This is a genomic window from Candidatus Colwellia aromaticivorans (assembly GCF_003333305.1).
Taxonomy (GTDB): Bacteria; Pseudomonadota; Gammaproteobacteria; order Enterobacterales; family Alteromonadaceae; genus Colwellia; species Colwellia aromaticivorans.
The window spans coordinates 28,397-49,993 of the sequence record NZ_QOLD01000076.1 but is presented as its reverse complement, the minus strand read 5'-3'; the positions used below and the strand labels follow the sequence as shown (position 1 = coordinate 49,993).

General features: G+C 37.7%; 17 protein-coding genes and 1 riboswitch. Of the genes, 1 reads left to right on the top strand and 16 read right to left on the bottom strand.

The features are described 5' to 3' along the window. Positions 1-37: 37 nt before the first annotated feature. The 12 genes from DWA31_RS12665 to DWA31_RS12610 form a co-directional block, all read right to left on the bottom strand. A complete protein-coding gene (locus DWA31_RS12665; RefSeq protein WP_114326945.1) occupies positions 38-838 on the bottom strand; it encodes a thiazole synthase in 801 nt (266 codons plus the stop codon). Beyond that, entirely contained in the window at positions 838-1,050 is a 213-nt protein-coding gene (thiS, locus tag DWA31_RS12660) for a sulfur carrier protein ThiS (protein WP_011041126.1), read from the bottom strand. The genes DWA31_RS12665 and thiS overlap by 1 nt, the downstream gene beginning before the upstream one ends. Next, positions 1,050-2,285, bottom strand: a complete 1,236-nt coding sequence (locus DWA31_RS12655; protein WP_114326944.1) for an FAD-dependent oxidoreductase — start codon at positions 2,283-2,285, stop codon at positions 1,050-1,052. Before DWA31_RS12655 ends, thiS begins: the two co-directional genes overlap by 1 nt. Positions 2,286-2,386: 101 nt before the next feature. Beyond that, a complete protein-coding gene (gene thiC, locus DWA31_RS12650) occupies positions 2,387-4,387 on the bottom strand; it encodes a phosphomethylpyrimidine synthase ThiC (RefSeq protein ID WP_245942615.1) in 2,001 nt (666 codons plus the stop codon). 115 nt (positions 4,388-4,502) lie between these two features. Next, positions 4,503-4,600, bottom strand: a riboswitch (TPP riboswitch). Positions 4,601-5,075: 475 nt separating this feature from the next. Beyond that, positions 5,076-7,481, bottom strand: coding sequence for a fatty acid cis/trans isomerase (locus DWA31_RS12645; protein ID WP_114326943.1), 2,406 nt, complete (start codon positions 7,479-7,481; stop codon positions 5,076-5,078). 109 nt (positions 7,482-7,590) lie between these two features. Beyond that, positions 7,591-8,655 (bottom strand): DUF2955 domain-containing protein, encoded by a 1,065-nt coding sequence (locus DWA31_RS12640; RefSeq protein ID WP_114326942.1) that lies wholly within the window; start codon positions 8,653-8,655, stop codon positions 7,591-7,593. A gap of 20 nt (positions 8,656-8,675) precedes the next feature. After that, entirely contained in the window at positions 8,676-9,752 is a 1,077-nt protein-coding gene (locus DWA31_RS12635) for an HlyD family secretion protein (RefSeq protein WP_114326941.1), read from the bottom strand. Positions 9,753-9,788: 36 nt separating this feature from the next. Continuing rightward, positions 9,789-10,871: an AI-2E family transporter gene (locus DWA31_RS12630; protein ID WP_114326940.1), complete on the bottom strand. Its 1,083-nt coding sequence runs from the start codon at positions 10,869-10,871 to the stop codon at positions 9,789-9,791. 38 nt (positions 10,872-10,909) lie between these two features. Then, the gene (locus tag DWA31_RS12625) at positions 10,910-11,569 is read right to left on the bottom strand and encodes a potassium channel family protein (RefSeq protein ID WP_114326939.1); all 660 of its coding nucleotides are present in this window, start codon (positions 11,567-11,569) and stop codon (positions 10,910-10,912) included. A 40-nt stretch (positions 11,570-11,609) separates the two neighbouring features. Next, complete coding sequence (locus DWA31_RS12620) at positions 11,610-14,018, bottom strand: DUF748 domain-containing protein (RefSeq protein ID WP_114326938.1); 2,409 nt, start codon at positions 14,016-14,018, stop codon at positions 11,610-11,612. A 15-nt stretch (positions 14,019-14,033) separates the two neighbouring features. Continuing rightward, positions 14,034-15,458, bottom strand: coding sequence for an ATP-binding protein (locus tag DWA31_RS12615; RefSeq protein ID WP_114326937.1), 1,425 nt, complete (start codon positions 15,456-15,458; stop codon positions 14,034-14,036). 5 nt (positions 15,459-15,463) lie between these two features. Next, positions 15,464-16,180 (bottom strand): response regulator transcription factor, encoded by a 717-nt coding sequence (locus DWA31_RS12610; RefSeq protein ID WP_245942614.1) that lies wholly within the window; start codon positions 16,178-16,180, stop codon positions 15,464-15,466. 168 nt (positions 16,181-16,348) lie between these two features. Here DWA31_RS12610 and DWA31_RS12605 point away from each other — a divergent pair, with 168 nt between their 5' ends. After that, on the top strand, positions 16,349-16,849 hold the full coding sequence (locus DWA31_RS12605; protein ID WP_114326935.1) for a Spy/CpxP family protein refolding chaperone: 501 nt from the start codon (positions 16,349-16,351) through the stop codon (positions 16,847-16,849). 176 nt (positions 16,850-17,025) lie between these two features. Here the strand turns inward: DWA31_RS12605 and DWA31_RS12600 are convergent, their stop codons facing one another. The 4 genes from DWA31_RS12600 to rsgA all read right to left on the bottom strand — a co-directional run bounded on the left by DWA31_RS12600 (position 17,026) and on the right by rsgA (position 21,519). Further along, positions 17,026-18,960 carry a M56 family metallopeptidase gene (locus DWA31_RS12600; protein ID WP_114326934.1) on the bottom strand — a complete coding sequence of 645 codons (1,935 nt, stop codon included), beginning with the start codon at positions 18,958-18,960 and terminating at the stop codon, positions 17,026-17,028. Between the two features lie 14 nt (positions 18,961-18,974). Then, positions 18,975-19,355 carry a BlaI/MecI/CopY family transcriptional regulator gene (locus DWA31_RS12595; RefSeq protein WP_114326933.1) on the bottom strand — a complete coding sequence of 127 codons (381 nt, stop codon included), beginning with the start codon at positions 19,353-19,355 and terminating at the stop codon, positions 18,975-18,977. Between the two features lie 131 nt (positions 19,356-19,486). Then, positions 19,487-20,416: an archaetidylserine decarboxylase gene (gene asd, locus DWA31_RS12590; protein ID WP_114326953.1), complete on the bottom strand. Its 930-nt coding sequence runs from the start codon at positions 20,414-20,416 to the stop codon at positions 19,487-19,489. Between the two features lie 53 nt (positions 20,417-20,469). Next, positions 20,470-21,519, bottom strand: coding sequence for a small ribosomal subunit biogenesis GTPase RsgA (rsgA, locus tag DWA31_RS12585; protein WP_114326932.1), 1,050 nt, complete (start codon positions 21,517-21,519; stop codon positions 20,470-20,472). Positions 21,520-21,597 lie beyond the last annotated feature (78 nt).

The window sequence follows — 21,597 nt, the reverse complement described above, 5'->3', positions numbered from 1 at the left end:
TCAACGCAGCAGGAGAAGTTAAGTAACGACGTATTTATTAGCTATTCTGGTGCCAAAACGGTGTATCTAGTGTGGGTGTGCTGGGGTGGGCCGTTTGTCGTTGTTGCATCACGCCAGCCACATAAGCTTGTTCACCAGCCTCTAACGCGTGGCTAAAAGCTTTTGCCATTAATATAGGATTATCAGCTAGGGCTACCGCTGAATTGAGTAGTATACCGTCATATCCCATCTCCATTGCCAAGCAAGCATCAGAGGGTTTGCCAATGCCCGCATCCAAAATTAAGGTAGCATCGGGTAAACGTAAGCGTATGGTTTCTAGGTTATAAGGGTTCATCAAGCCTTTACCCGTGCCAATTGGTGATGCCCACGGCATAATTACCTGACAACCTAAATCATAAAGGCGCTGACACAAAACAAGATCGTCGGTGCAATACGGCAGCACTTTAAAACCATCTTTTATTAGCTGTTCGGCGGCATTTAGTAACTCAATAGGATCCGGTTGTAAATTGTAATCATCGCCAATTACTTCCAACTTAAGCCAATTGGTTTTAAAAATTTCACGACTCATTTTTGCCAGTGTTACCGCTTCTTTTGCGGTTTTACAACCGGCGGTATTGGGTAGTAAGTGACCGTTCACTTCGGTTACGACTTCTTGTATGTATCGCCATATTTGTTGACCCGATTGTTCAGCAGGATTTTGACGTTTCAGCGAGAGGGTTACTACTTGTGAGCCACTGGCAAGTATGGCTTGTTTCATCACTTCTGGAGAGGGATAAAGTGCACTGCCAATAAGCAAGCGACTATCAAGCTGGTGCCCATAAATATTAAGCGCCATCATTAACCCCCTTGTATTGGCAATAGCACATCAAGGCTATCGCCATTTTTTACTAAGGTGGTGTCGTAATCTGCTTTACCAACAAAGTCACCATTAAGCGCCACCGCAAAAGTACTCTGTTGTGGTTCAATAAAATGTAACGTTAATGCTGAACTGACACTAATATGTACTTCATGGCTTAACGAGTAGGCTTTGCCGTTAATATGAATATTCATTAAATCATCTCTTCTTGTCGTTGCTCTGTGCGTAAATAATCGCTATAGGGCAAGTTATCGTTGGTATTATTTATCCGGTTATTGACCAGTGCTAACACTTGCCTAAGTACTACAGGGGCAATTAAAAATCCGTGACGGAATAAGCCATTCACCTGTATTAAACTGCCCTTGTGAGTAATTTTCGGCTGATTATCACTAAAGGCTGGTCGACACTGACTAACGTGTTGACGAATATTGGCTTCAGCAAACCCCGGATGCACGCTATAAGCCGCACTGAGTAATTCCATCGCTGAGCGAACCGTCATGGGCGAGTCATCATCGCTTTCTATTTCAGTGGCACCCACTACATAAAAACCTTTTTGCTTTGGTGCGATATAAAGCTGATATCTGGGGTGCATTAACCTTACGGGCCTTGAAATATGTACATCGGGTGCAAATAGCTGAAATAACTCACCACGCACTGAACGTAAATCACTTAATGGTGCACAATCACGCTGACTATTTTTAGATGTTGCGCCTGTGCCTCGACAATCAATCACTAAATCAAAACGCTGGCACTGTTTATCTCCACCGTGCAGGTAACTTATCGTGCGTGTCTCGTCAGTGGTGTTGATTTCATTTTTTATTTCACCCTCTATTCCTATGACCTGACATTCACTTAACCAGTTAAGCTTATTGCCTGAGCTGGTATGTTTATTTTCTTTTTCCAGTTGTTTTCGCAATGCCACTAATAAGCGACGATTACCAATCTGACCTTCTTGCGGAAGATATAAACCCTGATTAAAACTGCGCCCTATTTCAGGTTCTAGCTTGAGTAATTCAGCACGGCTGAGCGTATGTAACGCGTGCTCGGGATAATTATTTTTAAGGTGCTTAATAAAACGTTGATAATCACCTTTATCTTGCTCATGACTTACCATGATGGCGCCCGTTTGTTGAAAAATAGTGTGTTCATCTAAACTGTCGAGCAAAGTTGGCCATAAACGTAATGACTCAAAACCCATACTAACAATATTAGGCTCACAATGAAGTGATTCACCCAATGGTGTTAATAAACCTGCTGCAGCATAGGCAGCACTGTTGTGGGCGAGCTTATTATCCTTATCAAATAAAGTAATGGTTACGCTTTGAGACTGACTTTGTCTAAGCTTTTTGTCCCGAAGCTGATCACCCCGAAGTAAAGACAGGGCGACTAATCGCCCCATCAATCCTGCGCCAACAATGGCAATATTCATCGTTTATCCGCCTAAAATCATATTATTGTCATTCCCGAAGTGCTTGATCGGAGGAGCCAATGGATTCCCGCTTAAAACACCGCGGGAATGACGAAATAACGCTATTCAGCAAGTTGGTAGATTTCACTACCGGTCGCTTTAAATTCAGCAGACTTTTCTTGCATTGCCTGTTCAATGGCTTCGTCAGCCATTCCTTCAGGGAGCAGGGTGATGGTTTCATCAAGCAGCTGAATCTTAATCGCGTTTTTATCGCTCTTACCTTCGAGATTGGCAGCGTATTCTCGTACTTCTTGCGAGATTTTCATTGAGCAAAATTTCGGACCACACATTGAACAGAAATGCGCTACTTTGCCCGACTCTTGTGGCAAGGTTTCATCATGGTAAGCTCTAGCTGTTTCTGGATCTAAACCAATATTAAATTGATCATACCAACGGAACTCAAAACGCGCCTTAGACATCGCATTATCGCGGATTTGTGCACCTGGATGACCTTTCGCTAAATCGCCAGCATGAGCGGCAATTTTATAAGTCATCAAACCTTCTTTTACATCTTCTTTATTAGGTAAACCTAAATGCTCTTTAGGTGTTACATAACAAAGCATGGCACAACCGTACCAACCAATATTAGCGGCACCGATGCCAGAAGTAATATGATCGTAACCAGGGGCAATATCTGTGGTTAATGGACCTAATGTGTAGAAAGGTGCCTCTCCACAATGCGCTATTTGCTCTTCCATATTTTCTTTGATCATATGAAGTGGTACATGACCTGGACCTTCAATAATCGTTTGCACATCATGCTGCCAAGCGATTTTAGTTAACTCACCTAAGGTATGTAATTCAGCAAATTGCGCTTCATCGTTAGCATCGGCTACTGAGCCTGGACGTAAACCATCACCTAAAGAGAATGACACATCGTACTGCTTTAAAATTTCACAGATATCTTCAAAGTGCGTATAAAGAAAGTTTTCTTTATGATGCGCTAAACACCATTTCGCCATAATTGAACCACCACGCGAAACAATACCAGTGACACGCTTGGCCGTCATTGGCACATAACGTAAAAGCACACCTGCGTGAATAGTGAAATAATCAACACCCTGCTCTGCTTGTTCAATTAAGGTATCGCGGAAAATTTCCCATGTTAGGTCTTCTGCAACGCCATTTACTTTTTCAAGCGCTTGGTAAATAGGTACGGTACCAATAGGCACAGGCGAGTTACGCATGATCCACTCACGGGTTTCATGAATGTTACGACCCGTCGATAAATCCATAACCGTATCAGCGCCCCATTTTGCTGACCACACTAACTTCTCTACTTCTTCTTCTATAGAAGAGGTTACTGCCGAGTTACCAATGTTAGCGTTAACTTTAATTAAGAAGTTACGGCCGATAATCATTGGCTCGCACTCAGGGTGGTTAATGTTCACAGGGATAATTGCGCGACCACGAGCTACTTCATCACGAACAAATTCAGCGGTAATTTTCTCTGGAATGCTAGCACCAAATGATTGACCTTTGTGTTGTAGCAGTAAGGTTGCATCTTTTACTTCTTCGCGCTTTAAATTTTCACGAATGGCAATATATTCCATCTCAGGCGTGATAATACCTTGGCGAGCGTAATGCATCTGGGTAACGTTTTTGCCTTTTTTGGCGATACGCATTTGAGGTAAATGTTCAAAGCGAATACTGTCAACACCTTCGTCGGCAAGGCGTTGTTGTGCGAACTTAGAGCTATTAGACTCTAAAAACTCTACATCTCCACGAGCATCAATCCACGCTTCACGTAAACGAGGAATCCCTTGGTGCACATTGATTTCAACATTTTCATCGGTATAAAACCCTGAAGTATCATAAACACATAGTGGTTCATTTTTTTCATATACTGCAGTGTCTTTATTACCACTAACTAAAGTATCAGATAAGGTGATTTCACGCATACCCACTTTAATATCGTGGATTTTACCAGGGACATATACTTTTTTAGAATTTGGGAAAGATTGGTCTGAAACATTTTTTAAGAATGCTTCTGCCGCTTCACGTTTTTCGCGCCGAGTTTGTGATTTTTTTTCTGTATTTGTAATATTTACTGAGTTGGTCATGGTCGCACCTTGTTTTTGTTTTTCTGCTTTATTTAAAATAAAATCAGAGAAAGATAAAAATAGGCGGAGCTTTTGGCAAAAAGAGAATTTAATGACGTGTTGTTAGTAACAGGTTATTATGCTCTTTCTTGTTTCCTACGCAGATATTAATCTGATCAGGTTTTACGGATCCCGCTTTCGCGATCTCAGCCTTTGGCACTCCGACAAGTATTGGGTTAAGTGTTATTAGATAAAACTTAACGAGGCTGATTCTAACTTGAGCAATACTCGATAAGCAAGCATTTTAAAATAGAATAAAAGTTAGTAGTGAATTGTTCACATATTTTTTATCGTTGATGCTAAATAATGATTGATTAAAGATGTTGATATCAAAAGCATCAAAACCACACACTGATAGATTATTGACAAAACCATTGAAATCAATGCTTTGTTGGTACTTTTGACACTATAAAAGGCAAAAAAAAGCAGTAACTGTTTAACAAGTTACTGCTAGTTTCGATAGAATATGTTTACTCTTCGTTTGCTGTTTCGCTATTTTCTGTTGTTTGTTCTACTTCTTGTTCTTTTTTATCTTGATGGTCTTCGCCACCACATCCGCCACAACAACCCATAATATACTCCAATAAGTAAAAATAATGACAGTATAATACCCGAGTAATTTACTCGGGTACTTGATCAAGATCAGGCTTTATCGATTTTCTAAACGATTAAAGTCAAGTAGCCCAGCAGATTCTCCATGATGCTTTTTATACCAAGCATGCAATCTGTCAGCATATACCCAGAAGTTTTTATTGGTGCGGCGCACAGAAAACCTATCTTTAAATTGGCGGTATTCTTCTTCCGTCTCTAAGTGTTCTAAGGCTCCAACAAATTCACCAAGCTGTTGTTCACTCACTTGAAAAAAAGCGTTTGGATAGGTGCCGACAATACCGTTAAGCACTGTTAAATTATCTTTGTCTGGAAGACGCCTATCACTTTCAGAAAATAAATGAGCAACATTCGTATGGGCACTATTATTTATTAAGGTATAAAAAAACTCACCTTGTTTACCATTCACTCGTAAATAACTCACTTGAGGTAAAATACTGACAGGTATTCCCTTTATATTATTGAGACGCATTAACTTATAGTCATTATTATTGGATGAACGGCTAGTTGAGTGATTGTCAGAGTTGGTTGTTAAATTATAGTTGTTTGCTGTTTCATTTTTTGTATAGTGCGCGACTTTTTGTAATAGCTCTTTTTTTGTGTTTTGGCTTTTGTAAGTAATATTGCTTTCTGGCAACTGATAAAAAGTACCGGAAAAAATATAGTCTTTAATTGTATCACTGGTATTTTCATACCAAGATTCATGTACTAGTTTTCGATCTTGCTTAGGTAATAAAGCAATAAAATTACTTTCAGCTTCCATACGCAAAAAATCCATAAATAAGCGGGTTTTTAATTGGTGGCCAACATTACCGTAAACATCAAAACCGGCTACTAATAGATAGTGAATACGCTCCAATAAGGGATAAGTAATGAACCAAGCTGTTTTAGGTGTTTGGCCGATAAATCCTTGTAAAACGGAAGCACTATCAAAATGTCTAAAAATCGTTAAGGTGGCATTAGGATTTCCTTCGCCTGTCCAAATTAAATCGAGATCTAAATCCTGTTGTTTAAAGTTAATTTTTGCCATGTAATTTAGTTTGTTTTCTAGGTATTGCTTTTCACGGTTGGCATATGATCGCCAATACAACAAAGATAACGCTTTATCACTGGTGGCAGCAGGTAATTGTAATAGGTCACTATTGTCATCGATAAAGCTATCGGTGTGATAATTATCAATGCCGTCAGGGTCGGCAAAAAACACCCAGAAATGATCTTCAATGACATTTAAGGCAATTTGCCCACGACAAACCGGGCCTTTAATGAAGTTCATAATTGAAAACTGTGCTTGGTCTAACAAAAATCGGTAGCGAGATTTTGTTGGTAATGCTTTAAATGTAATAAAAGGATTTGATGCGCTCTCTAGTTGATAGCTAGGTAATTGGGTTACTTGATAATCTGGCGTGATAAATAATTTATCTAAGTAATCTAGTTTTGCTAAATCAAAGCGATAAGGCATATGTCGTTTAGCAATGATGCTATCATTATTTTTTAACAGGCGATAATACACCCGTGGTTTATTTTTAGCATTACTATCACCGTTAAATGGTGTATTAAAAGGGCGTCGAGTACTTATAACCACTACATTTTTCTCTGGTGGTGTATGTGATCTGACTAATTTGAAATAATTATTACTACCAGACTCAAAATATAAATTAGCAAGGTATAAGTGCTCGAATAAATAACGGGATACTAACTGTTGTTTATTGTTACTAGCATTTAGCCATTTTTCCCATTTCTTTATGATTTCTTTTTCATTGGCTGTAATGGGGTCAGGTTGTGCTAAAAGAGCGCCATTTTCTATCCATGTACTTAATTGTTGGTGTTGTTCAATATTTAAAGCCGGTAGCGCATATGGCATTCCTGCTAATGGGTATTGGCTTTTATATTGTTGGAATTCTTCTATAGTGGGGCATTGTTGATTTCGGTTTAAAGAAACATCAAAACTACTATCTAGCAAGCTAGTGTCGGGCAAAGGGTGCTGCTGTTTTAACTGTAGCATTTGATACATAACACCGGCATTGGTGTTGGCTGTAGGAGACTGTTGGCGCTCGTTTAAAACAGGAAAAAAACCTTCTTGACGAAATGTTTGTATTTTTTCTTTGTCTACTTTCTCTAACGTACTCAGGCTATGGTTGGCTTTTGCTGTAAGTAAGCGTTCACCATTGTATACTTGGGTTTTATTGGCACCACGCTCTAAACCTACACGGCTCTCCATCTTTAATTGACATGGTGCATCAAAACAACCATGACAAACCACGCAACGATTTTCAATAATAGGTTTAATTATTTTGTTGAAATGATCATTTTGATCCGGCGTTATTTTGCCAGTTATCAAACGATTATTGGCATCTGCTATGCCATAGTGCTTATCATATTCGTATATGCTTAACGTAGCACAGCCAGAAAGAAGTACGAGTATTAAAAGCCATTGATATTGACGCATAAAATTTATGGGTAGCTACAAAGTGAGGCAGTAATTTTATTCTGCTTAACTCTGCCTGTAAAGTGTTCAATAAAGGGAGTTTTTACAGACAAAGTTAAAAACAAAAAAGCTACGCTTGAGTGATTTTTTTAATTAATGGACTTGCGACAACCGTCGCAAAAACTACATAACTACAGGCACAGGCAATTTGAACAATACGGGTATAGAACTTTTCATCAGCATCGGAAGTGCTTAAGGTTGCGCCAAAAACTAAAATGATCACCGTGGTAAAAGCCATAGCATACAACGGAACCATGGGTTTTTCTGAGAATATCGCTTGAGCAAAGCTAATAACGACACATGAAAATAACAACACTAGAAAGATAAAATCAGGTGCCAATGTTAGTAAGTTATACATGGCAATGGCAACTAAGCCACCAATGGTATTGCCAACAAGTAACGCTTTACTCCCTTTAATGCCTGCTACTAAATCAGGTTTTTGGGCGAGCAGAGCAATAAAAGCAAGAATAAGTACGGAACTACTTAGGTTAAAAGCAAAGAAAAATATCATAACGGGCATGATCATTAAGGTGCTTAATATCGCAAATTTCACCCGTTCTGGTTTTTCGGCTAGTAATTGTTCTGTTAACTTATTTTCTTCGAGCTTTTTATTGTCGTTTACTATCTCTTTATCAACAATTAATTCATGCATTAGCATGGTTATCACTAATGAAACAAAGCATGAGAATAAAAAACCAACGGTAAATATATGTGCAATATCCTGGTGTAGCAAGCCCATCATAGGAATGACGGTAAAGCCAACTAACAGCATAGTGATTACTAATTCATTACCGCCTGAATTGTTCCAATAAGAAATCCAAAAAATTAGCAGGGTCATTATTAAAATAAAGACAATAGGAAAGGGCAGCAGTAGCCTAGTAATTATCCCGCCTAAAATAAAAGCGCTAACGATAATAAGGAGAATAGCGACTAGCTTTTTAAAGGATAATTTACCCTTGCTACTACCTAAAAATTTAGCCACAAAAATAGGAGTGATAAACGCAAATGGCCAGTTGGCGACATAGGCAAGTACTATGGCAAACAGTACCCCAATAAAGAAACGTAATATCCTTATTTCTCGTTGGGTTAGGTTAGTAATTGTATGAGGTAATAAATTAGCCAATGTAATGTTCATTATTTATATAAACCTAGCCGTCAATACAAATAAGCTAACTTACTGGTTAGCCAAATTGATATTTTACCCAACCCATTAAGAAGGAAGTTGTTACCTGTATAAGTGATCACATCCGCTTGACCACCTTCTCTTAATAGTTGCTTAGCTACATCGTCATTAAACTTAATGATTACAGTAAAGCGTTGTGCTTCACGCATCCAGCCTGTAGTTTTTCCTGGTGTAGGAAGTTCTCCTTGCACACTTTTGTCAAAGCTAACACCGTAACCAATACTCACAATAATGCCGGAAAACATTTCGCCGGGTGCTGAATCAAGTACTATATCAACGGAATCCCCTTTTTTTATATTGCCAAGGTTATTCTCTCGGTAAGAGGCTTCTATCCAAAAATAATCAGTATCAATAAAGGTCATAATTTTACTGCCTACAGCTGCATAATGACCTACATTAACTTTAGCGTAAGAGATTACACCATCACTTGGAGCGGTAATTTTAGTGCGGTTTAAGTTGAGCTTAGCTTGTGAAAGAGCCGTTAAAGCACTTTGAATTTTAGTATTCTCGCTTCCTTGTTTACCTAATAACTGTTGTGCTTTTTCATAAGATGCTTGAGCATTGATTACATTTTGCTGTGCGCCAGCTAATACACCTCTGGCTTCGTCACCTTGCGCTTTAGAAATTACGCCTTGCGCTTCTACTTGAAAAATTCTATTTGCATTGGCTTCTTTTGCCACTAAGTCGGCTTTTGCTTTTTCTACGTTTGCTTTCGCCGCGGCAACTGATGCTGTATCTGCGCCAACATTCTGTCCTGCTAGTTCTAATTCAATTTGCGCTTTTTCAACGGCTAATTGATAGTCACTTTTTTCTATTTCAAAAAGTAACTCTCCTTTTTTTACTATCTTGTCACCACCAATATAAATTGTTGATATTTTACCTGCTACTTGCGGCACTATAGGTATTATAAAGGAGCGTACTCGCGCTTGATCTGTGGTTGGTGTAATACGGTCACCAATGACATACCAAAGAAAATAGAGTAATGACAGAGCAATAATTATTTTGGTTAACTTTTGGGTAAAGTCTGCTTTGTTTTTTGTTGTTGACATGTTTATCTCGTAATTGTCTAAGGTAACTTAAAAACGTTAAGTGTTTTCAGGCTGAGAGTGAGCTAACCAATCCATCACTAATTGATATCCTAATGCTAATACTACAGCGCCAACAAATAAGCCAATAATACCTGACAGTATCATGCCACCAATAGCACCAAGCAAAATGATAATCATAGGTATATCCATGCCACGGCCTAAAAATATAGGTTTAAGAACAGCATCACTCATGCTTACGATAATACTAAATATTAAAAAAGCGATAGCTGGCGCAGTGTCAGCTATTGAAAAATAATAAGCCGCAATTGGGCCTAAAATTAAAATAGGAGGGAGCTGTGCAATAGCAAGAATAAGTACGGCAATTGCCCAAATACCAGCACCGGGTATGTCTGCTATTAATAAACCAACACCAGAAAGTAAAGATTGAATAACAGCGACGCCAAGCACACCAGTTGCAACACTACGAATGGTAGCAATTGTTGTGGTGATGGTTCTCTCGCCACTCTCATTCATCAATCGTGACATTAGTGCGCTGATACCCTGATGGCAGGCAGCTGATTTAGCCATAAAAACCACGGAAATGATTAATGAAATAATAAACTGGGCAACACTGCCACCAATACCTGCAACGGCAGAAAGTAATGAAGTAGAAAGGCTTTTTATCTGCTCGGAGTATTGACCTGCAACTTTTTGAATATCTTGAGAAGCTGCTTGCCAAAGATCATATGTTTGAGCACCAATTAATGGCCATGCTTTTACGCTTTCATCGGGGCGAGGTATTTTTAATGAACCATCTTCAATTCCTTCATAAAGGTATTGTGCCGAGTCTATAGAGGATGATGACAGGCTGATTGCCGGTAAGGCGATCAGTGATATGCCAATCAAAGCAATAATGGTTGAGGCTAATTTTTTATTACCTTTGAGTATATTACTTAATTTCACATGTAGAGGGTGTAATGCAACGGCTAGAATAGCGCCCCATATAACGATGAGTATAAAAGGCTTTATTATCTGTAAACACCAAAATAAAATTAAAGCGAGTGCACTGAGCTTTATGGCTATATCAATAACACGTCGATTAAATACTAGTTCACTGGTGTTTTCTTGTTGATTGCTCATTTATATCCCCTGTGTTTTATGGCTTTTGTTTTACTTTTTTATGACTTGTGAGGTAGTGTTGACATTCTTGAACCAACTAAACTAGCCACTAAAATGGCAAGGTAAAATTGTCCAATGATTGCTTCCAAATAGACTAAAAATCGTGCCACGGGTAATGTTGGTGCAATATCACCAAAACCTAAGGTGGTAATGGTAACAAAAGAGAAATAGACAAAATCAGGAAATAAGGTAAACCAATGGCTATGCTTTTGCATAACTTGAAATGAGTTGGGAAATTCAAGTTGCAATAACGTATAGGTTACAGCCCAAATCAACCCTAATAATAAGTATAGACAGATCGCGCCTAGTATTTTATTGCCATCAATGTCACCAGTAAATAATACTTGTTTAGCGGTTTTAAAGGCGGTGAAGATGAAAAAACTTAGTAAAAGTAGCAGGTAAAATTGATCAAAACCGGCACTATCAAGCCAGTTAGATGCCATGGAAATGGTTAAAATAGCCAGAGGGAAGATAAAGGTTTTTCTTAAAATAAAGTGCTCAGACTTAACACCCCAAACGGCCACTAGTAATGTGATCACTGTGGTTGATTGCATTAACCGTTGTACCGAATCACCAAAAAACTGTTGTGCTAGTGCAGTGCCTAATAATAAGAGGATTAATGCAAAAGTAAGATAGATAAAATTGTCTTGTTGATCCATTTTCTTCACAATTAATACTCCTTATTTTTCCTATTGCAAGCTAAACAGACAGCTCAATACGTGGCTGTGCATCTTCACTACTATCTATTTTCGGTGAACATAACAATAGTCTTGAAGAGGCAATATTGCCATGCTTGATGATATATTCTTTAAATACCTCTTCACGTTGCTCTGCAATTTCTTTGAGTTGTTTTATCTTACTTTTATCGGTTATTTGGTTGCCTGATTTAAGGTCAATATCTGCAGGCGTACTAACAGCGCAAATATTTACTCGAGTATCTTCTTTATCTTGCATTAAGGCAATAAAGGCTTGTAAATACGCTTGTTGATCTTCATTTATCGCTATTTGTTTAGCCTTATAAGGTAAATCTTCAAAGCGTAATTTTAGGGCGAATTCACCTACCGTCATAGCCGCAGAAACAATATTGGCGTAGGGAATAAAGGTTTTCAATAAGTACTCTTGTGTTGCCATCAATATGGCTTTTTCTGTGATCAAGCTAACAATACTACTCATACCAAATTGCGGGTCGGAAGTGGAGCCGGACAATGGTACATCAAGCTCTACATTACCATGGCTATCTTTTAGCATGCCCATGGCAAGATTTAAGGGTAATGCACCTTGATCTATTAATGCGCCAGTTTCATCACTATCAGCTATGGCAGTTTCTAAGCCTTGTAAGAGTATAACTATATTGCCATCAAGTTGTTCGCCCTTAAGAGTGACGTTAATATCGGTATTGAGTTGGCCACTTTTTAATTCTAATTGCATTGCTTGCTGCGTGTAAGTAGAAACAGCACGAAGGGATAATTCTTTCAAAAAACCGTTAATATGATGTATTGGCTGTTGTAAAAAGGGCTGAGTGAAGCCTTTAAAATCGAAATGGGCGTATTTATTGCTGCGGCCAATTAGCTCAAACGGTGTTTGATTGTCCTTTTTATCTTGGGCGTTACTCAGCGCGCCTAGCGTTAATTTATCAATAAATACGTTTCGTTTACCTGCGGGCTCGACACTATTATCTACAAATGATAATTGATTATCATTGATTAATAAAAATTCATTTATTGATACAATAAAATCGGCCTTTGTGGCATTTATCTCTTGATCAGCTTCTTCTACAACCTCAGTAATTTCTTCTTGCTCTGTTTCTGTTACGGGCATTGTTACTAAATTTGAAATGGCCTTTTCTTTGTTCATAATTATCTGGCTGTGTAGGCTATCAAGTCGTATTTGATTAACCGCTAAGTAGTGCTCACTGATTGTAATATCATTGATGCTAAACTGCTTTAATTGCACTATAGGCGGTAGCTCAGTGTCTTCATTTTTGGAAACTAAAATGTTATCAATAATAAATTCAGCAATCTTTACTTCTGGGATATCGGTAAAGTGAAAGCTCATATCATTTAAGGCTAATTGCTCAAAGTAAGCTAGCTTTTGACTGGGCGTGTTATGATGAACACTGGCTTTATTTAGCGTAAGTTGTCCTTCGCCGCTTAGTTCAATTATTTCACCTTGATTTAAGGTTAATTTTAAGTCACTGATATTTTGCTGTAGTTTTTCTAAAGTAAAAAATTGCTGTTCATAGCCGACAATAAGATTTTTGTTAATTATCTCGGCTTCATTTAAATGCACTTTAATTTGGTCTGTTGTGATCGATATTGATTGTTCACTAACTAATGAAAAAGAGCCACTAAGTTCAGATAAGTCTTCCACGTAACGTTGTAGCTTAGCGATAGGATAGTCAATTATTGCTAGCTGAGTTGAAACCTCTCCTTGACCTTGCTCAAATTCGGCATCGGCATCTAACGTAAGCTCAGTACCATCAATAATACTTTGTAGGTTTATCTTCGCTTGTTGAGATTGTTCACTTGCCTTTACTTGCGTGATTAACAAATTATTAATAACAATATGATGGGGTTTATTATTATTTTCTATATCGATATTAATTTGGCTAAAATCTAATTTTGGTAATATGAGTTGATAATCAAATGACTCAGGTTTAGATTCAGTATCGATGATCTTTTCTTGGTTTGTATTGGTGTTTTCTTTGTTTAGATCAACTCCAGCAATAACAAGTTGCGTTTCTGTTTTATTAATTTTTATGTACGCGTTATCTAATTGAAATTTGCTAATCACTATTTTGTCAAAGAGCAAACGGAATAAGGTTAATCGGATAGTTAATTCATTTATTGAAAGTACTTTCTCCTCTTTATCCAGATAAAGTGTTAAATCGCTAATGGTCAGCTGACTCATAAAAGGGTTATAGCGAATACTCGTGTCAGGAGATAACGTCAATCCTTGCTCAACTAAGATGGGGGAAATGAAGTATTTACTCACTGGCGAAGAAATAGCCCAAATAATAAGATAGAGACCAATAAAGAGCGTAGCAATTATTTTTACGGGTTTACTGAAATAAATAGGCGATTTTTTAACCGAAGAAGAAGCGTTCATATTGGTGAACTTTTATCATAAAGGGAGTTGAATGGTAACAGATAATCCTTTAATTTCATTGTTTTTGGCAAAAATATTACCCTGATGAGCATTAATGGCTTGTTTGGCTATAGCCAACCCTAAACCAGTGCCTCCAGTTTTACGATCTCTAGCAAGATTTACTCGATAAAAAGGCGTGAATAGTTCGGTTAAAGATTCCGGCGGCACACCGATGCCGTTATCAGAAACAACCAAACTAACAAACTGATCATTTACCGATAAACTCACCTTAATTGTGCTGTGTTCAGGGCTATATTTTACCGCATTCGTTACGACATTGTTGATGGCACTAAAAAGTAAATTATGGTCACCTAGAAGCTCAACAGTTACTGTTGAATCTAACACAATTGTGATTGATTTTTCATTGGCAATAAACTGTTCTTCGTAAATGATTTTCTGCACTAAAGCAGTAAAATCAAGATGTGTTTTCTTGATTATTTGCAGAGTATTTTCTAAACGTGATAAGACTAATGCATCTTCAATCATTTGGTTTAAGCGTTCTACTTCTAACTGGCAGCGCTGTAAATATTGCTCGCGAGCTAATTTGGTAGTGGACTCTTGCTGTGCTAAGCCTAGTGCCATTTGTAAGCGGGTCATCGGGGAGCGCAACTCATGGGAAACGTCGCCAAGCAAACGTTGTTGTGCACTTTGATTTTGTTCTAACTGCTCAGCCATTTGATTAAAGCTGTTAGCGAGTTGGCCTAATTCATCATTACGCTTTGTTACTCCTTTAACACGAGTTGCTAAATGTCCTTTACCTAATTCTGTAGTGGCTTTTTTTATGGTTGCAATAGGTTTGCTAAAAGAGCGTGCTAACAATAAACAAAGTATAAAACTAATAAGAACAGGAATTGCAACGCGAGCCCAAGAAGGAAGCTCTTGCACAAGTCGTCCAAAGTTTCGTTTATGCTGTTTTCTTGAAATGAATAATTGATATTTTTGTTTATTGATTTTTATTAAAACCGGGCCAACCAAACGAGTATGAGAAAAATTACTGGTAATCGCTTGATCGAATATCTGTTCATTAAGATAGCGCGTAAGCGCTTGCTGATGCTTTGGGGGTAATAGAAACATACTTGAAACGGTTGGATTATTATCAAGACTTTTAAACCATAGGTTAAAGGGGGCTTTGATAAATTGCTGCAGTTTTGTTTGTAGCAGTTTGTCGATATTTTTTATCTTACTTCGCTCAATTTTTCTTGCCGTATTGTGGAGCTTGCGAAGTTCATCATGCAGCGGTGCTTGGCTAATGACTGTATTGTAAGCTTCATTCGATAACTGATGTGAAATAAAACGGGTACTAAAAATAGACGTGATAGCTATAAGCCAAAACCACGTGAAGAGTTTGATGCTAAAAGAGGAAAATAATACTTTAATTTTTGTAGAGGGTTTTATAGGCATAAATTTTAACTACTTTCGCCTGTTAGAAACAAATAGCCAGCACCGCGTACTGTTTTGATCTTTTCAATTGCACAATAAGGATCAAATTTACGGCGAATATTGCTAACATGGACGTCAATACTGCGATCGAACGGCGCTAATTTTCGACTGAGCACTTGTTTTGAAAGTGTATCTTTGGCGATGATCTGTCCGTGATGTTCCATTAGTATAGTTAAAATTTGATACTCAGTTCCTGTCAACATTATAGGGTTAGTATGGCAAGTAACTATTCTTGTCGCATGATTAAGCTCAATGTTATTAACCGTTAATGTTGAATTTTCACCGTGTAAAGCTTGTTGGTTTTGTTGGGTTACGATATTAATACGACGTAAAATGGCATGTATACGGGCTAATAACTCTTGGTGGTGAAAAGGCTTGGCTAAGTAATCGTCAGCACCCAACTCTAAACCCCGTACTTTATCATTGTTATCTCCTTTAGCGGTCAGCATTAGAATAGGGGTTTTATATTCGCTGCCAAGAGCTTTTAACACTTCAAAACCATTGAGTTTTGGCATCATTACATCAAGTAAAATAAGATCAAATTTACTCTTATAAGCTAGCTCTAATCCAGACTGGCCATCAAAACAGCACTGAACAATAAAACCTTGTTGGGCTAAATAATCGACTAATAGCTCAGCTAATTCATGATCATCATCAATGAGTAATATTTGTTTTTTATTCAAGAGAAACTCCACATGTGTTCGTACTGCCATCTTATCTTATTCATTATCGTCTTATGGTTCATCCTTGCAACCTTTACTCAATCTTTACATTCACTTTACGTATCTTAGCATTGCATTATCTATACTGATTAACAGTTATACCAATTAAACTTATTTTTGGAGAATATTATGAAGATGGCTAAACCAATGAAAACTATTTTTTCAACTGCAGCGGTTTGTATCGTTATAGCCTTTGTAAGTGTTGCTAGTGTTAATGCCTCAGACAATGACATTGCTCTTGATGCTCCAAGAGACCATAAAGAGCATAAGCACCAAGAACAAAAGCATAAGATGAAGCGTATGGCCAAAGCCTTATTATTAAGCGAAGAACAACAAGTTGAAATAAAAGCAATAAAAACGCAAGCAAAAGAACAACATCAAACTTTACGTGCGTCGATGAAAGAATTTAAAGTAGCAGAGAAAAAATTACTGCGAACAGCAACATTTGATGAGCAAGCGTATAGTGCTCTACATGATGCATACCAACCTATTTTTGCACAATTAGCGTTAATTAGAGTGAAAGCTAAACATGCTGTTTTTAATGTTTTAACAACAGAGCAACAAGAGAAATGGCTGAAAATTATGGAACATAAAAAAGATAAAGGAAATGCTAAAAAGAGGCATGGTTAAATTTTTATACCTATTTTAATAACTAGTTGTTCTAATTATTAAATAAATAACGAAGTAGTTGGCTGTTTTAACCAGTATAAATGATCACATAGTTCGTGAGATTGGTATTACTTCAATTGGTATTAAACAGCGTAAAACTGCATTTTGAATGGTTACGGGTATATAAGTGAAGTGTATTAGCTTTGTAAGCTAAAAGAAAACACTTTAGCCATTTGGCTTTCTACTGGTTTTTCATCAACTTTGGCAGGTAAAAAACGCCATTTTTCAATCGCAGTTCGTATTGATTTTTTGAAGTAATTGATTTTGTTGTGTTGAGCAAATTTGATGTTTTTTATCTGACCATCAACATCAATGGTAAAGTCTACTTTTACATCTAATTCAATTCCTTTACGCTTTGCCACACTAGGGTAAATAGGAACAACTTTTTTAACTTGTTCTGCGCTACGCCATACAGGTGATATGGGGACAATTGACTTGTTTACGATGAGAATAGGCTGTACCCATTCTTCCTTTTGTCTTGAAATATGATCAACAAATATTGTACTTATATTTGTTTTATTATTGGTATGGGGTAAGTCATTTTTTTTACTATTCACGCTAGATGAATCAGAAATCTGTACAGAATTTGGGCCTTTTATCGTTTTAATTTGTTCAGTGTTAGCTGTTTTGGTCAGAGGCGAAATTGCTAATGTTTCAATTTCTTGTGGGTATGGGGTCGGGATTAATGATAATTTGCTATTAGAGTCGCTACGTTCAAGTGCTTGCTTAACCCTTGAAGTCTTGGAAGAGGTCAGCGCTTGTTGCTGAGTCGCAATAATTAACTGTTCTTCTATCACTGTTGTAGTAAGCGTTTGACTATTTTCTTGTTGCTGTCTGGTTAAGGTATCTTGCGATTGAAATGGTATTGTTAGGCCGGTGGTACGCGCTATATTTGACTTACTTGCTTGGTAGGGTATCAATAACTGTTGAGCAATAGAACTATTAGGTATTACATTGTCTGTATCGGTAATGTTCTTTTGTGCATTAGTCGTATTATCTGAATGCTGCGATGGTTTTTCATTGTACCAAATGTCGAGTAATGGCATGGTCAAAAGCTGCTTGCTTGACAATAGTAATACTGAAAATACGATAGTCAAACTAGCAAACCACTTACTGATGTTGTTTTTGGGTGCACAGTGATGATCAACTAAACGAATAACACGTTTTTTTAAATCACCACCAGAGGCGGCCATTGCCATATTAGGAATCGTATGATGATGTGCTTTAGTACATAAAGAGGCTGTGTCAGCTAAAGTATGGGCATAGGCAACGGCATCACCACAGTGTTGTACGGCAATATCATCGCTGCAATATTCACGTTCATTACGCATTTGTTTAGATACCCAGTGTACGGCCGGATGAAAAAACAATAATATTTCCACTAATGTTTGAAAAAAGTTAACTAAATAATCATGACGGCGAATATGGGCTAATTCATGTAAAAGCAACATTTCCAATTGTGGAGTACTTAAGCCGCTTACCATGCTAGCAGGTAGTAAAACCACCGGTTTAAGCCAACCAATCGCCATAGGTACTTCAATTTTTAATGAGATTAATAATCGAGGTGTGATAGTTAAATGAATTTGATTGGCTAATTCATTGAATCGAGCTTGTAGTTTGTCACTGGGTGCAACCGTGTTTTGTTGTGGCAAGTTATTTACATGGCACATCTCAAATAATAATTTCCCTGCTAGCAGGAAAATTGTTGCTAACCAAAAAATTGCGACATAAGGTAATAATGAAGGCAGTAATACGGTTAACTCGTTATAGCTAAAAAAGGCATTAGGCTGTTTTAATTCTTGTATAAAATCACTTAAAGCTAATGAGTTAGCTAATGTACTAGCGGCAGAGCTTTCAGTTTGATAGATAATAACAAAAGTAATTATCGGTAATAACAAGTTAGCTGACATTGCCAAAGTTGACAAAGCGTAGCGTAATTGAGGTTTATGATTGTTGAGAATAAGTAATGCAGACTTTAAAACCGCAGCCACTAACAACCCTTGCCACATAAAGTGCAATAAAGTCAGTGATAAACTGGTTAAAAATGGGCTTGTCGATAAAAGTGTTAGCATTGGTTATTTAAGGGTTATTTTTCTAAAGAATTAAGTAATTGACGAATATCATCAATTTCTTCAGCAGAAGTTGACTCATCAATAGCGCGCATAACTAACTTTGATGTTGAACCACCAAAAGCTTTACTAATCAAATCTTTAATCAAAGATGATTGCGTATTTGTCTCACTGTCAGCTGCAGCGTATACATGAGCACGATTAGTTTCGTCGCGAACAACAAGTGCTTTTTCATGCATTATTTGTAATATTTTTAAGACAGTTGTATAACCAGTTTTCTGTGTGGTACTCACAGTCTCATGTATTTGTCTAACGGTAGCTGGACCCATCTGCCAAAGAATATTGAGTAAAGTTAACTCAGCTGCTGTTGGCTTTACTGCTGATTTATCGCGCGCCATGTTTTGTTTGTCCTTTAATGGAATGTTAATAGCTTAATGCTTAATTTAATAGTAAAAGAGTTCGAAATTACGAATGGAGTCGTAATAACTATATACTCATCCTATCCTGTGTTGAATTAATGAGCAACTTTTTATTTTTCATCACCATTGTCAGGCATTAGGTTTGCATATTTCTCACCTAAACGAGTAACGGTTTGTGGACCCGCTTCAGGGATAAATTCAACCATATTAGGTGCAAAGGTGCTAACAACGGTAGAGCCTAATTTAAATCGACCCATTTCATCGCCTTTTTCAAAAGTTATCGCATCAACACCTTTTGTTGGATATTGCCATCTGAAAATATCACTACCTGCTGGCGGGGTAATAGTACCTGCCCATGTGGTTTCTATACTGGCGACAATAGTTGCGCCAACAAGCACCATGGCTAAAGCGCCATGTTCGGTATCAAAAATGGTTACTACGCGTTCGTTACGCGCAAATAAATTGGGAACATTGTTGGCCGTTAACGGGTTAACTGAAAATAATTCCCCTGGGACATAAATCATTTCACGCAATGTTGCTGCCATTGGCATGTGAATTCTATGGTAATCTTTTGGCGCTAAATAGATGCAAGAAAACTTACCTTTTTGAAAAGGAGCAGCAGTTCTAGAATCGCCACCTAATAAAGAGGTTAGGCTGTAGTTAAAGCCTTTTGCTTGAATAAGCTTGCCTTCAACAATGTCACCTTGCTGTGAAATTGCGCCATCAACGGGATAACATAAAAAATCACTATTGGGATCAATTGTACGAGCTCCTTGCTCTAATTCCCGGGTAAAAAAGTCGTTAAAAGTTTCAAAGTCACTGGCTTTTTTAAGTTTAGCTTCACTCATATTTATACCATAAGCGTTGATAAAAACATCAATCAATTTAGTGGTTAGCCAACCCATTTTAGCTGCCGCCAATTTACCCACTAAACGTGAAAGGGCATGCTTTGGCATTGCATATTGTAAAGCTATTTTAACTTTGTCACCGATTGTATTTCTTGTAGGTGAAGAGTTTACAGGTAATGAACTTGAAGGCATATTTGAAGGTATGTTTTCTGAAGACACTTTATTTCCTTTAATTTATTAATCGATTAGTCATTAAATCGTGAAGTTAATTTGTTGTCGCCTAAACTGGCTAAAATTCGTTGAAAGCTTGCTAGCCGCTTAGGGTTAATTTGCTGTTCACTAGCACCGGTTAATGCACAACCAGGATCGTTGATGTGTTTACAGTCTCTAAATTTGCATAGGCCCATAAACTCTTCAAACTCTTTGAAGCCATTTAAAACTTGTTCAGGCGTTAAGTGCCACAAGCCAAACTCTCGAATGCCGGGAGAATCAATTAAATCACCGCCATCGTCAAAATGATATAACCGGGCAACGGTAGTAGTATGCTGCCCTAAACCGGAATTTTGTGATACTTCTTTAGTAACCACGCCGAGATCAGGCATTAAAGCGTTAACTAAGGTTGATTTTCCCACACCAGATTGACCAACAAAAATACTGATATGTTGATTTAGCTGTGCTTTTATTTCGCTAATACCTGCATTTGTTTTACTGCTCGCATAAAGCACTTGGTAGCCAATATCGCGATAAATCTGTAACTGCTGCTCAATCTCATCCTGTTCTACTTGGCTTAGTTCGTTAAATAAATCGGTTTTATTTAACACGATAATAGGGGTAATTCCTGTTTGCTCTGCGGCAACTAAATAGCGGTCGATGATGTCACTATTAAAGGCCGGCAATAGTGAAGAAACTATCAATATTTGGCTGATATTAGCGGCAATGGGTTTTACGCCATCATAAACATCAGGACGGCTCAGTACGGTGTCACGTTCGTGCACTGCTTCAATAATACCGCGAATACTGTGCAGTGTTTCTTTGCCTAAGCGCCAAAGTACCTTGTCACCACAAACTAATGAGCGAATAGAACGACGTAAATTACAGCGATAAACTATACCATCAGCACCTTCAACATCCGCGTGTTGGCCAAAGCGGCTAATGATTATGCCATTTTGTGTCATGCCTAAATCATCATCTTGCCATTGTATTTTGTCTGGTTTATCTACTTTGACACGTAATTTTTTGTCATGATTAGCTTTAATACGACGTTGTTGACCGTGAGTTAGTTTTTTCTTTGCCATACTATTGTTGTGGCCAGATAAGATCGATCATTTTATTTAATCCTAATTATTTGTCAGCTATTATACTTACTATTACTA